The organism is Ruixingdingia sedimenti (genome assembly GCF_031432425.1).
GTDB lineage: Bacteria > Pseudomonadota > Alphaproteobacteria > Rhodobacterales > Rhodobacteraceae > Ruixingdingia > Ruixingdingia sedimenti.
This window is the reverse complement of sequence record NZ_JAVKPH010000013.1, coordinates 101,584-113,234: the sequence shown is the minus strand read 5'-3', so window position 1 is coordinate 113,234 and position 11,651 is coordinate 101,584. Positions and strand designations below refer to the sequence as shown.

Annotated in this window: 12 protein-coding genes; 5 read left to right on the top strand and 7 right to left on the bottom strand. The window is 69.0% G+C overall.

Annotation, left to right across the window (positions count from 1 at the left end):
- The 3 genes from RGD00_RS12695 to RGD00_RS12685 form a co-directional block, all read right to left on the bottom strand.
- Window positions 1-454: IS5 family transposase (locus RGD00_RS12695; RefSeq protein WP_310457703.1), on the bottom strand; the 454-nt coding region annotated here is incomplete at its 3' end.
- A gap of 236 nt (window positions 455-690) precedes the next feature.
- Window positions 691-1,713, bottom strand: coding sequence for a ketol-acid reductoisomerase (gene ilvC, locus RGD00_RS12690; protein ID WP_310457702.1), 1,023 nt, complete (start codon window positions 1,711-1,713; stop codon window positions 691-693).
- Window positions 1,714-1,843: 130 nt separating this feature from the next.
- The gene (locus tag RGD00_RS12685) at window positions 1,844-2,980 is read right to left on the bottom strand and encodes a Hint domain-containing protein (RefSeq protein WP_310457701.1); all 1,137 of its coding nucleotides are present in this window, start codon (window positions 2,978-2,980) and stop codon (window positions 1,844-1,846) included.
- Between the two features lie 242 nt (window positions 2,981-3,222).
- Here RGD00_RS12685 and RGD00_RS12680 point away from each other — a divergent pair, with 242 nt between their 5' ends.
- Complete coding sequence (locus RGD00_RS12680) at window positions 3,223-3,678, top strand: Lrp/AsnC family transcriptional regulator (RefSeq protein ID WP_310457700.1); 456 nt, start codon at window positions 3,223-3,225, stop codon at window positions 3,676-3,678.
- Window positions 3,675-4,145 (top strand): Lrp/AsnC family transcriptional regulator, encoded by a 471-nt coding sequence (locus RGD00_RS12675; protein ID WP_310457699.1) that lies wholly within the window; start codon window positions 3,675-3,677, stop codon window positions 4,143-4,145. Before RGD00_RS12680 ends, RGD00_RS12675 begins: the two co-directional genes overlap by 4 nt.
- A 30-nt stretch (window positions 4,146-4,175) precedes the next feature.
- Here the strand turns inward: RGD00_RS12675 and RGD00_RS12670 are convergent, their stop codons facing one another.
- From RGD00_RS12670 to ubiA, 3 genes are read right to left on the bottom strand one after another with little or no spacing between them, the layout of a single operon-like run.
- Window positions 4,176-4,493, bottom strand: a complete 318-nt coding sequence (locus tag RGD00_RS12670) for an MreC domain-containing protein (protein WP_310457698.1) — start codon at window positions 4,491-4,493, stop codon at window positions 4,176-4,178.
- A gap of 2 nt (window positions 4,494-4,495) precedes the next feature.
- Window positions 4,496-7,078 carry an OmpA family protein gene (locus RGD00_RS12665; RefSeq protein WP_310457697.1) on the bottom strand — a complete coding sequence of 861 codons (2,583 nt, stop codon included), beginning with the start codon at window positions 7,076-7,078 and terminating at the stop codon, window positions 4,496-4,498.
- Between the two features lie 59 nt (window positions 7,079-7,137).
- Window positions 7,138-8,136, bottom strand: a complete 999-nt coding sequence (gene ubiA, locus RGD00_RS12660; protein WP_310457696.1) for a 4-hydroxybenzoate octaprenyltransferase — start codon at window positions 8,134-8,136, stop codon at window positions 7,138-7,140.
- 11 nt (window positions 8,137-8,147) lie between these two features.
- On the opposite strand from ubiA, the gene RGD00_RS12655 reads away from it, so the two are divergent.
- The 3 genes from RGD00_RS12655 to RGD00_RS12645 are packed head-to-tail and all read left to right on the top strand — an operon-like array spanning window position 8,148 to window position 10,810.
- A complete protein-coding gene (locus RGD00_RS12655) occupies window positions 8,148-8,870 on the top strand; it encodes a 16S rRNA (uracil(1498)-N(3))-methyltransferase (RefSeq protein ID WP_310457695.1) in 723 nt (240 codons plus the stop codon).
- Window positions 8,867-9,388: a hypothetical protein gene (locus tag RGD00_RS12650; RefSeq protein WP_310457694.1), complete on the top strand. Its 522-nt coding sequence runs from the start codon at window positions 8,867-8,869 to the stop codon at window positions 9,386-9,388. The genes RGD00_RS12655 and RGD00_RS12650 overlap by 4 nt, the downstream gene beginning before the upstream one ends.
- A 60-nt stretch (window positions 9,389-9,448) precedes the next feature.
- Window positions 9,449-10,810, top strand: coding sequence for a glutamate--cysteine ligase (locus tag RGD00_RS12645; protein ID WP_310457693.1), 1,362 nt, complete (start codon window positions 9,449-9,451; stop codon window positions 10,808-10,810).
- Window positions 10,811-10,854: 44 nt separating this feature from the next.
- On the opposite strand, the gene phbB is transcribed toward RGD00_RS12645, so the two are convergent.
- On the bottom strand, window positions 10,855-11,580 hold the full coding sequence (gene phbB, locus RGD00_RS12640; protein WP_310457692.1) for an acetoacetyl-CoA reductase: 726 nt from the start codon (window positions 11,578-11,580) through the stop codon (window positions 10,855-10,857).
- Window positions 11,581-11,651: the final 71 nt, after the last annotated feature.

The following is an 11,651-nucleotide window of genomic DNA, read 5'->3' as shown; positions in this document are numbered from 1 at the left end:
CGATGTGGATCTTGCGCCAGACCCGCCGCTTCGTGCCGCCATGCTTGCGGGCGTTCCACTCCCCTTCGCCCTCGACCTTGATCCCGGTGCTGTCCACCAGCAGGTGCAAGGGACCGTCCGAACCGCGGTAGGGGATGTTCACCTTCAGCGTCTTCTGGCGACGCGACAGCGTGCTGAAGTCGGGCACCGCCCAGTCCAGACCCATCAGCCGAAGCAGGCTCTCGACGAACCCTGTGGTTTGTCTGAGCGCCATGCCGAAAAGAACCTTTATTGTGAGGCAGGTCTGGATCGCCGCATCGCCGTAGTCGCGCTGTCGACCGCGCCTGCCGGTCGGCACCGCTTCCCAGGTCATGGCAGGATCGAACCAGATCGTCAGCGAGCCGCGGCGCTTGAGCGCTTCGTTATAGGCCGGCCAGTTCCTGGTCTTGTAGGTCGGGGGTGTCGGTCTGCTCATGCCACCCAGCTACCATGCTGGATTCACGAGATGAATCCCTCACAGGATTTGTGCAACAGAGCCCCGGTGAGCGATCTTCATTTCGATTTCAGCCTTCTGGCCATCTGGCGGAAGGACAACCGATCCGAGGCGCTGCGGCATTTCACCCGCGTCCTGGGGGCGAATTCGCTGGATTGGGGCGCCTGAGACGGGGCACCCCAAAGAGGGCCGGGAAAATCCCGGCCCCTGGGAATACATCAGTTCCGCGCCTTGTCGACCATCTTGCCCTTGGAAATCCAGGGCATCATGGCGCGCAGCTTTTCACCGACCTTTTCGATCTGGTGTTCGTCGTTGATGCGGCGGGTCGCCTTGAAGAACGGCTGGCCGACGGCGTTTTCCTGCATGAAGTCGCGCACGAACTTGCCGGTCTGGATGTCTTGCAGCACCGCCTTCATCCGCGCCTTGGTTTCGTCGTAAGGCAGGATCCGCGGGCCCGAAACGTATTCGCCATATTCGGCGGTATTCGAGATCGAGTAGTTCATGTTCGCGATGCCGCCTTCGTAGATCAGATCCACGATCAGCTTCACCTCGTGCAGGCATTCGAAATAGGCCATCTCGGGCTCATAGCCCGCCTCGACCAGCGTTTCGAAGCCCATGCGGATCAGTTCGACCAGACCGCCGCACAGCACCGCCTGTTCGCCGAAGAGGTCGGTTTCGCATTCCTGACGGAAGTTGGTCTCGATGATCCCCGACCGCCCGCCGCCGATGGCAGAACAGTAGGAGAGCCCGATTTCCATCGCCTTGCCGGTCGCATCCTGATGCACCGCCACGAGGCAGGGCACGCCGCCGCCCTTGACGAATTCGCCGCGCACGGTGTGGCCGGGGCCCTTGGGGGCCATCATGATGACATCGACGCCCTTTTTCGGCTCGATCAGGCCGAAATGCACGTTCAGGCCGTGGGCGAAGGCGATCGCCGCGCCTTCGCGCAGGTTGTCGTGGACGTATTTCTTGTAGGTCTCGGCCTGCAGTTCGTCGGGCATGGTGAACATGATCAGGTCGGCCCAGGCGGCGGCCTCGGCGATGCCCATGACCTTCAGCCCCTCGGCCTCGGCCTTCTTGGCCGACGGCGAGCCCTCGCGCAGCGCGACGACGAGGTTCTTCGCCCCCGAATCGCGCAGGTTCAGCGCATGGGCATGGCCCTGGCTGCCATAGCCCAGGATGGCGACCTTCTTGTCCTTGATCAGGTTGATGTCGCAGTCGCGGTCGTAATACACGCGCATCGGCGTTCCTTTCGTTGCGTTATGGCGCGCAGGATAGGGATTGTACGGGGATATTCAGTGCAATCTTTGAGTATTATGTTTCTATACTCAACGCTTCATGCGCGACCAGCCATAAACGCGAGAAATTCATTCACGCCGCCAGCAGGCCCCGCACCTCTGTCAGCCGCGCCCCGCGCAGGTCCGCGCCGGCTGCTGCCAGCAACAGCCGCGTCTCTGCCCGCGTCAGGCTGGGCCGGCACAGCCGATGCACCAGTTCCGGGCAGGCCGTGCGCAGGTCTGCCACCGCCGCGGCGTCCAGCACGCCCTGGTCCACCGCGCCCGCGAACAGGCTTTCGCTGGCGATGCCCTCGGAAAACACCGCCTCGTGCCGGTCCAGCAGCAGATGCAGGTACATCGCCTTCAGCCTCGGCGCCGGGCGCACGCGGGCGCCGTCGATCAGGAACTTGGCCGGCACCAGCACCTCATGCGCGCCGAAATGCAGTTCCGCCGCGACGGATCGCAGAAACAGCCGGTGGTTGGGCGACACGCAAAGGTCGCGCCGGTTGCCGTAGGTGCCCGCCGCGATGCGGATCGGCGCCAGCGGGCCGAGCCCGCAGACCATGCTGCGCCCGATCCAGCGGATGGGCTGCGCCCCGTGGTCGAGCGTCAGCACCCGGTCGCCCGCCCGCAGATCCTCGACCGCGCGGGGGCCCCCGGGCGTCTCGATCCGGGTGCCGGCGAGGAAACAGGGCACCCCGTCGGGGATCGGCGTGCTTTCGCCCGCGCCGGAATAGCCCGACACCCCCTGAAGGTAATAAAGCGTCGTGCCCGGCGGCGGGGCCGGGCCCTCGAACATCACCCCCACCACGGTGGAGGTATAGCCCTGCGTGATCGACACGCCCACCATGTGATAGGCATTGCCCAGACCATCGAACAGCGTGACCTCGTATTCATCCTCGACATTGACCGGCGGGGGCCACTGCCAGCGGAGGGTTTCCGGCGAAGGGGTGTAGGTCACGCCGTTGACGGTGACAGGCTGGGTCAGCCGTTGGTCCACCACCTCGGCGCCGCTGAAGGGATCGTCGGACAGCACGCCATCGGCATCGTCGAACGTGATCGCCACGCTTTCCGCGGAAAAGGTCAGCGCAAGGTCGTAGGGCACTTCCCAACTGAAGGCGTCGCCGTTCAGCGCATTGCCGATGATGTCGTGATGGGTGGTTGCGCCGCCGCCGACACGCGTGATGGTCACGCCGCTTTTCGGCAGGATATAGATGGTCCGTTCGGTCATCGCCCGGTGCCTGTACTCGTGTCACTCACACTCCGGCCGCTGCGGTCTTTGCCGCCTGTCACCGCTGCTCTGGGCCGATTATTCGCGAATTTTTCGGAAAATTGCGCTCTTTTCTGCACTTGCGCTGCATTCGAGGCGGAACTGTGGCAGATTCGACGCCCCTTGCGATACAGATGGATTTGACGGGATGGCGCGTAGAGGCGTAAGGATCATCCGTACACTGGCCATCAGGTGCAAAATCCATGCTCGACGACACCGACCGGCGGCTGTTGCGCCATCTTCTGGCCGATCCCGCGCTCGGCACCGCCGATCTGGCCGAACGCGCGGGGCTGACCACCGCCACCTGCTGGCGGCGGCTGGAACGGCTGACCGCGGCGGGCATCGTCAAGGCGCGGCAGGCGGTGGTGAACTGGCGCGCGCTCGGCTACGAGGTCGAGGTCGCGCTGCGCTTCACGCTCGACAAGACCAACCCGCGCGCCTTCGACGAATTCCTCGCCGCCGCGCGCGAGGTGCCGGAGGTCGTGGGCATCGACAGCTTCCTCGGCCGGGTCGACGTGCGGCTGAGCGTCATCGCGCGCGACATGGCGGATTACCAGCAGATCTACCGCCGCCGCATCCTGACCCTGCCCCATATCGCCGATATCGAGGCGCTGATGCTGATCGCCACCATCAAGGACGAAGGCACCCTGCCGGTATGATCGACCTCGACGACACCGACCGCGCCATCCTGCGCGCCCTGTCCGCCAATGCGGGGCTGTCGGCGGGCGCGCTCGGCCGCCGGCTCGGCCTCAGCCAGCCCGCCGCCTGGCGCCGCATCCGGCGGCTGGAGGATGCGGGCGTGCTGGCGGGCCAGCGGGTGGTGGTGGATCAGGCCGCCCTGGGGTTCGGCGTCACCGTGTTCCTGGGCGTAAAGCTCGCCACCAAGGGCCGCGTCAGCCTCGAGGATTTCGAACGCGCCGTGACCGCCATCCCCGAGGTGCAGGTGGTGCAGCATGTGCTGGGCCTGTTCGACTATCGCCTGCGCGTGGTCGCGCGCGACATCGCGGATTTCGAACGCATCCTGCGCCGCCGCATCCTGACCCTGCCGGGCGTCGGCTCGGTCGAGGCGAACGTGCTGTTGTCGGAGGAACGCCGGCCCGGCCCCCTGGGGCGCGAGCCGGGCTGATCAAGGGCCAGCCGCTCAGGGGCCAGCCGCTCAGGACTTGGCAGAGGCCGCCCGCAGCGCCTCGTTTTCCGCCCGCGCGCTGCGCAGCCCGTCCATCGCGGCGCGCAGTTCGGCCTCCATCTGCGACAGCTGGTTGGTCAGTTCGGCCTCGCGGTGTTCGGCATAGGCGATGGCCTCGTCGCGCAGTTCCTCGGCATCGTGGAGTTCCTGCGCAAGCCGTTCCACCTCGCCCATGTCGGTGCCGGTGACGCGGCGAAAGCGGTGCAGAAGCCAGTAGGTGAACCAGCCGAGCGCGAAGGCCACGAACAGGATGATCGCGGTGGCGATGATAAGCTCGGTGCGGTTCATGGTCAGTTCTGCCTGTCGCCTGGCCGCCGCTGCGGGCGCACCGTGTTCTCCTGTGGGGTGGCCACGTCGACCACCGGCTCCGCCGCGGCGGGCGCGTCGCCTTGGGCGGGCGCGGGGGCTGCGGCGGGGGCAACATTGCCCGACCCGCCCGGCGCTGGCAACTCTGCCCCGCCGGATTCGGGGGCGGATTCCGGTGGCGTTTCGGGTTCGGCTTCGGGCGCCACCCGGATGGCGGGCGCGGGGGCTGCCTCTTGCCCTGCGGCGGCCGCTGCCGCCTCTGCCGCCGCACCGGGGCGGCGTTGGGGGCGCGGCATCCCGGCGGGGGGCGCAACGGGCTCCGTCACCGGGGCGGCCTCGGGCGCGGGCGTTCCGGCAGGGGGCCCCACCGGCGGTTCGGCGGGCGTATCCGCAGGATCGGCGGGCGCCGCCTCCGGCGCGGGCGCTGGCGCGGGTTCGGGGGCCTCGGCAGGGGCGGGTTCGGCCGCCGGTTCCTCTGCGGGCGTTTCCACCGGCGCCCCGGCAGGCGAGGGTGCGGCCGGAACGGGCACCGCCGCGCCGTCTTCTGCGGACGGGGGCTCTGCGGCGGGCTCCCCGGCGGGGTCGTCATCGTCGTGCAGGTCCATCGGCTCGTCGGTGCCGTCGCCCGTCACCTCGGCGGGCCCGGCGGGGGTATCGTCGGCGGGGGTGTCCGCCGCGGGCGCGGGCTCGTCGTCGCCCATTTCCTGCCGCGGGGGCTCAAGCTCCAGCACAGCGGGAAAATCGGGATCGTCCTCAGGCTCGATCAGCTTGAAGGCGATGCGCCGGTTTGCCTCGCGCCCTTCCTCGGTCGCGTTGTCGGCCACGGGTTCGGTGGCGCCATAGCCCTTTGCGGTCAGGTTGCTGACCGGCACGCGCATCCCGCTCAGCGCCTCCAGCACCGCCTCTGCCCGGTCCTGGCTGAGCGCGAGGTTGGTTTCTGCCCGGCCCTGCGAATCGGTATGGCCGCCGATCTCCATCGCCACTTCGGCGCATTCGCGCAGCACATCGGCCAGATCGCGCATGGCCCGGTGCGCCTCCGGCACGATTTCCGACGAACCGGGGGCAAAGGTGATCTCGCCGCGCGACAGAACGGTATTCGCGCGTTCCACGCAGTCGTTCGGCGTCGGCAGCGCCAGCGAGGCGTCCAGCCGTTCCTCATAGGCCACGTCGACCTCGAAATCCGCGCCCTGACCCAGCCGTTCCGACAGGATCCGCGCAATGATTTCCCGTGTTTCCTGCGACCCGGTGGCGCCGCGCACATCCATCCGGTCGGGCTGCACCAGCACCGCGCCGTTGTGCAGTTCCGCCAGCGCCGCCAGCGCCGCCAGCACCCGGACGGACCAGCCCTCGGGCAGCCCCTCGGGGTCGAGCCGCGTGGCCGTGAACACCCGGTCCGCCCCGAACCGCGCGCGGGCATAGGCGTCGACCGCCGTCCGCATCGGCGCATCCGACAGCCGTCCGCGCAGTTCCACCCGCCCGTCCTCTGCCAGAACGGCGGTGAACTGCGCCGGGCCGGGGCCCGCCGTCGCCTCCGGCGGCGGGGTCAGCGTTGCCTTGAGCGAAAAGACCCGCGGCAGCCGCGTCGTCAATTCGCCCACCACGCGGTCGAAACGGTCCTGCGGCACGCCCGCCGCGCCGATCAGGGTCATGTCGGCATCGGTCATGGTCAGCGTGCCCTGGCCCATTTCGGCCAGCGCGGCGATCCCCGCCGCCGCGGCATCCGCCCAGGTGGGCGAGGGCACGCCGAGCCCGATGGTGCAACTGCCCCGCCCCGCCATCCCCGCCGCCGTGCCCGCGCGCAGGATCCGGTCGCGCGCGCGTTCGCTGTCGGCGGAACAGGCATCGAACCGCGCGCCCTCCTCGTCGATGACGAAACGCAGCACGAAGGGCGTGATCACCGGCCGGGGGGCCGAGATGCTGGTTTCCACCACCAGCCCCTCGGGCGTGGCGCGCGTCAGGTCGGCCTCGAACTTGTGTTTCTGCGCCAGACTGTCGGCGATGGCCGTCACCGTCACCTTGCCCGCGTCGATCGAGATCTTGGACCGCGGCAGCAGCCGCAGCGCCTCGATCCCGTAGGTGACGGCGCGCGTCCAGCCCTCGGGTTCCGGGAAGCTCGCGGTCTGGAGCATGTCGGTCACGTCGCCCTCGCTGACCAGCGCATGGATCGCCGCCAGCGCCGGCCGGCTGTCCCAGGACGTCGGCACCAGCCCGATCAGCGAGATGCCGTCGTCGTTGCGCAGCAGCTCGACCGAAAACCGCGGCGCGGTCAGCGCCTTCACCGGCGCGACCTCCATCCCGTCGCGCACGCGGCCCGCATCCACCACCCGCCCGGCGATGGAAATGGCGCGGAACCGCAAGGCCTCGGTCGGTGCGGTGCCGGTCAGGACCACGGTCAGCCCGTCCGCCTCGACCGCTGCCCAGTCAAGGCCGGCGCCGTCCAGAAGCCGCGCCACCGCGCGTTCCGACCGGCCCTCGATCCAGTGGGTGGCCATGGTGGCGGACAGCACGGCAAGCGCCGCGGCAAGGGCAAAGGCGGCAATGACATAGAATATGGATGTGGGGCGCATCCCGTCGGTATCCTCTCGAACGGTCGCCCTTCACTAGGCGAGCACCGCCGGCCGCGCAATCACAGCGCGGCCGCAACGGCAAGAAACAGCGCAAGGATCAGCCCCGCGTCGCGGTTGGACCGGAACAGCCACAGACAGTTGGCCGGGTCGTCGATGTCGAGCCGCGCCAGTTGCCAGCCCAGATGCGCGCCGAAGATCCACACCCCCGCCAGCCCCGCGACCATCGCCGCCACGCCCTGCGCCGCCAGCAGGACCGCCAGCATCAACAGCAGTACCGACACCGCCATGAACCCGCGCAGCCACGCCACCGTGCGGTCGCCGAACAGCCGGGCGGTGGACCGCACGCCGATCAGCGCGTCGTCCTCCTTGTCCTGATGGGCATAGATCGTGTCGTAGAACAGCGTCCAGGCGATCCCCCCCAGCCAGGCCAGCAGCGCGGGCCAGCCGGCCCTGCCGTCATGCGCCGCATAGGCCAGCAGCGCCCCCCAGTTGAAGGCGAGGCCCAGAAACACCTGCGGCCACCAGGTGAACCTTTTGGCGAAGGGATAGACCGCCACCAGCGCCAGCGAACCCACGCCGAGCATGATCGCCAGCTGCGGGAACGTCAGCAGGATCAGCCCGGCCACCAGCGCCTGCGCCACCATCCACGCCACCGCGCCCCGCAGCGTCACCTGACCGGACGGCAGCGGGCGCGACCGGGTGCGCGCCACGGCGGCGTCGAAGTCGCGGTCGGTGATGTCGTTCCAGGTGCAGCCCGCCCCGCGCATCAGCATCGCGCCCAGACCGCAGCCGAGGACGACCCACAGGTCCCACCACCCCCAGCCCGCCGGATCGCCCGCCGCCGCCAGCGCCACCCCCCACCAGCAGGGCAGCAGCAGCAGCCAGGTGCCGATGGGCCGGTCCGCCCGCGACAGGCGCAGATAGGGCCGCGCCCGGGCCGGGGCGTAAAGGTCCACCCAGTTGCCGCGCGGGGCATCCGCGACCGTGCCGGGGCCGGGGCCAGATCCGGGGCCGGTTCCGGGGCGCGCGGGCTCTGGCGTTCCTCCGGTCTCGGGCATAGATTTTCCTCATGGATGCGAAGATACGGCTTCATCTAGACCAGCACCTCGCCCCGGGGCAACCGCTTCCGCTGACGCGGGATCAGGCGCATTACCTGTTCGGGGTGATGCGGCTGGCAGAGGGCGCGCGCGTGCTGGTGTTCAACGGGCGCGACGGCGAATGGCTGGCAGAGGTCACGGGCACGGGCAAACGGGGGGGCGAACTGACCTGCCGCGAACGCACCCGCCCGGTGCGGATGCCGCCCGACCTGTGGCTGGTCTTCGCCCCGATCAAGAAGGCGCGCACCGATTTCATCGTGGAAAAGGCGACCGAACTGGGCGCCGCGCGCATCCTGCCGGTGCAGACCGATTTCACCAATGCCGAACGCATCCGGCAGGACCGCCTGCAAGCCCATGCGGTCGAGGCCGCCGAACAATGCGGCGGCACCTATGTACCCGAGGTCGAGGATCTTCAGCCCCTGTCCCGCCTGCTGGCGGGCTGGAACCCGGCCCGCCGGATCCTGTGGTGCGATGAATCGCGCGTCGGCGCCCCCGCCGCGCTGCACGGCGCCGAACCCGGCCCCTGGGCGATCCTGATCGGGCCCGAGGGCGGGTTTTCCCCCGCCGAACAGGCCCGGCTGCGCGCACTGCCCTTCGTGCTGCCCGTCAGCCTCGGCCCCCGGATCCTGCGCGCCGATACCGCCGCGGTGGCCGCGCTGACGCTGTGGCAGGCCACGCTCGGGGATTGGGGGTGAGCCTGATCCGGCCCGAACTGCGTGCGGCCTTTCACCGCTGGCGCGAGGTCATCGCGGCCGGCGCGGTGGCGGCGGCGGGGCTGTGGCTGATCGGGCTTGGCGGCTATCTGTTCCACACGCTCGGCGTGCTGGTGGTTCTGGGGGGCCTTGCGCTGGCCCGGGGCGGCTGGCGGCGGCTGCGGTTCGCCCGCGCCGCCACCGCCCCCGGCGTGGTCGAGGTGATCGAGGGGCAGGTGGGCTGGTACGGCCCCGGCATCGGCGGTTTCGCCGCCCTGCCGGAACTGGCCGAACTGGGCCTCGTCACCGTTGCGGGGCTGCGCTGCTGGCGGCTGCGCCAGCATGACGGGCAGGTGCTGCTGATCCCCGTCGCCGCCACGGGGGCCGAAAAACTGTACGACGCCTTCGGCGCCCTGCCCGGCCTCGACCCCGCGGTGCTGCTGGCGGCGCTCGACGATCCCGCCGACCGGCCGGTGATCTGGCGCCACCACCCGCGCCCGCTGTTGCCGCGACAGCCTTGACTTGCCCGTTTCCAGCCTGCACCTGTGTCAGCCGGAAGTTTCGGCAGATCGGAGAAGCGCATGTCCATCCCCCAATCCGGCGGCGGCCCGATCGAGCATTTCGATCAACTGGCGGAATATATCGCCTCGGGCTGCAAGCCGGCGGCGGATTGGCGCATCGGCACGGAACACGAAAAGTTCGGCTTTCTGGCCGACACGCTGGCCCCCCTGCCCTATGACGGCCCCCGGTCGGTGCGCGCGGTGCTGGAAGGGCTGCGCGACCGCTTCGGCTGGACCCCGGTTCTGGAACAGGGGCATATCATCGGCCTCACGCGGAACGGCGCGAATGTCTCGCTCGAACCCGGGGGGCAGCTGGAACTGTCGGGCGCGATGCTGGACGACATCCACACCACGCGGGCCGAAATCGACAGCCATCTGGCAGAGGTGCGCGCGGTGGCCGATCCGCTTGGCGTGCGGTTCATGGGCCTTGGCGCCGCGCCCATCTGGCGGCACGAGGACATGCCGGTGATGCCCAAGGGCCGCTACCGGCTGATGACCGACTACATGGGCCGCGTCGGCACGCATGGCACGCAGATGATGTACCGCACCTGCACGGTGCAGGTGAACCTCGACTACGCGTCCGAGGCCGACATGGTGAAAAAGCTGCGCGTGGCGCTGGCGCTGCAACCCGTGGCCACGGCGCTCTTCGCCAATTCGCCGTTCTTCGAAGGGCGGCCGAACGGGCATCGGTCGTGGCGTTCGCGCATCTGGCGGGGGCTGGACGATTCGCGCACCGGCATGCTGCCCTTCGTGTTCGAACCGGGCTTCGGGTTTGAGCGCTATGTGGACTACGTGCTCGATGTGCCGATGTATTTCGTCTACCGCGACGGGCATTACATCGACGCGCTCGGCCAGTCGTTCCGCGATTTCCTCGCCGGCCGCCTGCCCGCCCTGCCGGGCGAGGTGCCGACGCTTTCGGACTGGGCCGACCACATGACGACGGTGTTCCCCGAGGCGCGGGTGAAGAAATACATCGAGATGCGCGGGGCCGATGGCGGGGCGGCGGACCATATGACCGCGCTGTCGGCGCTGTGGGTCGGGCTGGTCTACGACACCACCGCGCTGGACGCCGCCTGGGACATAGCCAAGGGCTGGGATACCGCCACGCGCGAGGGGCTGCGCGTCGCCGCATCGGAACAGGGGCTGGCCGGGGTGGTGGACGGCATCGCGCTGCGCGATCTGGCCGCCCGGGTGCTGGAGGTGGCAGAGACCGGGCTGAAGGCCCGCGCGCGCACCGGCGCGGGCGGGGACGAGACCGGCTATCTGGACGTGCTGCGCGAACGTGTCGCCAGCGGCAAGACCGCGGCGGACCGGCTGCTCGACCATTATCACGGCGACTGGCAGGGCGATCTGACGCGCATCTACGACGCCTGCGCCTATTGAAAAAGGGGGCCCGAGGGCCCCCTTTCCGAGTCGTGGGAAACGGGTCAGGTGAAGTACTGGCCGCCGTTCGCGCTGATGGTCGATCCGGTGATGAACCCGGCCTCGTCCGAGGCGAGGAACACCACGCAGCGCGCGATTTCCTCGGGTTCGCCCAGACGGCCCACGGGGATCTGCGGGATGATGCGTTCGTTCAGCACCTTTTCGTCGATGGCCTTCACCATCTCGGTCCCGATATAGCCGGGGCAGATCGCGTTCACGGTGATACCCGCGCGCGCGCCTTCCTGCGCCAGCGCGCGGGTGAAGCCCAGGTCGCCCGCCTTGGCCGCGGAATAGTTCGCCTGGCCCGACTGCCCCTTCTGCCCGTTGATCGAGCTGATGTTGATCACCCGCCCGAACTTGCGGTCGCGCATGCCCGACCACAGCGGATGGGTCATGTTGAACACGCCCGACAGGTTGGTGTCGATCACCTCTTTCCACTGCTGCGGGGTCATGCGGTGGAACATCGCGTCACGGGTGATGCCGGCATTGTTCACCAGCACCTCGACCGGGCCCAGGTCGGCCTCCACCTGCTTGATGCCGGCGGCGCAGGCGTCGTAATCGGCCACCGACCATTTGTAGGTCTTGATCCCGGTTTCGGCGGTGAAGGCGGCGGCGGCCTCGTCATTGCCGGCATAGTTGGCGGCGACGGTATAGCCGGCGTTCTTCAGCGCGACGGAAATGGCGGCGCCGATTCCCCGCGATCCTCCGGTGACAAGGGCGACTCTGGGCATGACTGTTCCTCCAAGGACTTGCTGTTGAAATAGCGTTACCCAACCCGGTTACGGTGCGCAAGATTGTTGCG

Coding starts and splice junctions, on each gene's coding strand:
- ilvC (WP_310457702.1), bottom strand. CDS start 1,713: ATGCGCGTGTATTACGACCGCGACTGCGACATCAACCTGATCAAGGAC.
- RGD00_RS12685 (WP_310457701.1), bottom strand. CDS start 2,980: ATGACCGAACGGACCATCTATATCCTGCCGAAAAGCGGCGTGACCATC.
- RGD00_RS12680 (WP_310457700.1), top strand. CDS start 3,223: ATGCTCGACGACACCGACCGGCGGCTGTTGCGCCATCTTCTGGCCGAT.
- RGD00_RS12675 (WP_310457699.1), top strand. CDS start 3,675: ATGATCGACCTCGACGACACCGACCGCGCCATCCTGCGCGCCCTGTCC.
- RGD00_RS12670 (WP_310457698.1), bottom strand. CDS start 4,493: ATGAACCGCACCGAGCTTATCATCGCCACCGCGATCATCCTGTTCGTG.
- RGD00_RS12665 (WP_310457697.1), bottom strand. CDS start 7,078: ATGCGCCCCACATCCATATTCTATGTCATTGCCGCCTTTGCCCTTGCC.
- ubiA (WP_310457696.1), bottom strand. CDS start 8,136: ATGCCCGAGACCGGAGGAACGCCAGAGCCCGCGCGCCCCGGAACCGGC.
- RGD00_RS12655 (WP_310457695.1), top strand. CDS start 8,148: ATGGATGCGAAGATACGGCTTCATCTAGACCAGCACCTCGCCCCGGGG.
- RGD00_RS12645 (WP_310457693.1), top strand. CDS start 9,449: ATGTCCATCCCCCAATCCGGCGGCGGCCCGATCGAGCATTTCGATCAA.
- phbB (WP_310457692.1), bottom strand. CDS start 11,580: ATGCCCAGAGTCGCCCTTGTCACCGGAGGATCGCGGGGAATCGGCGCC.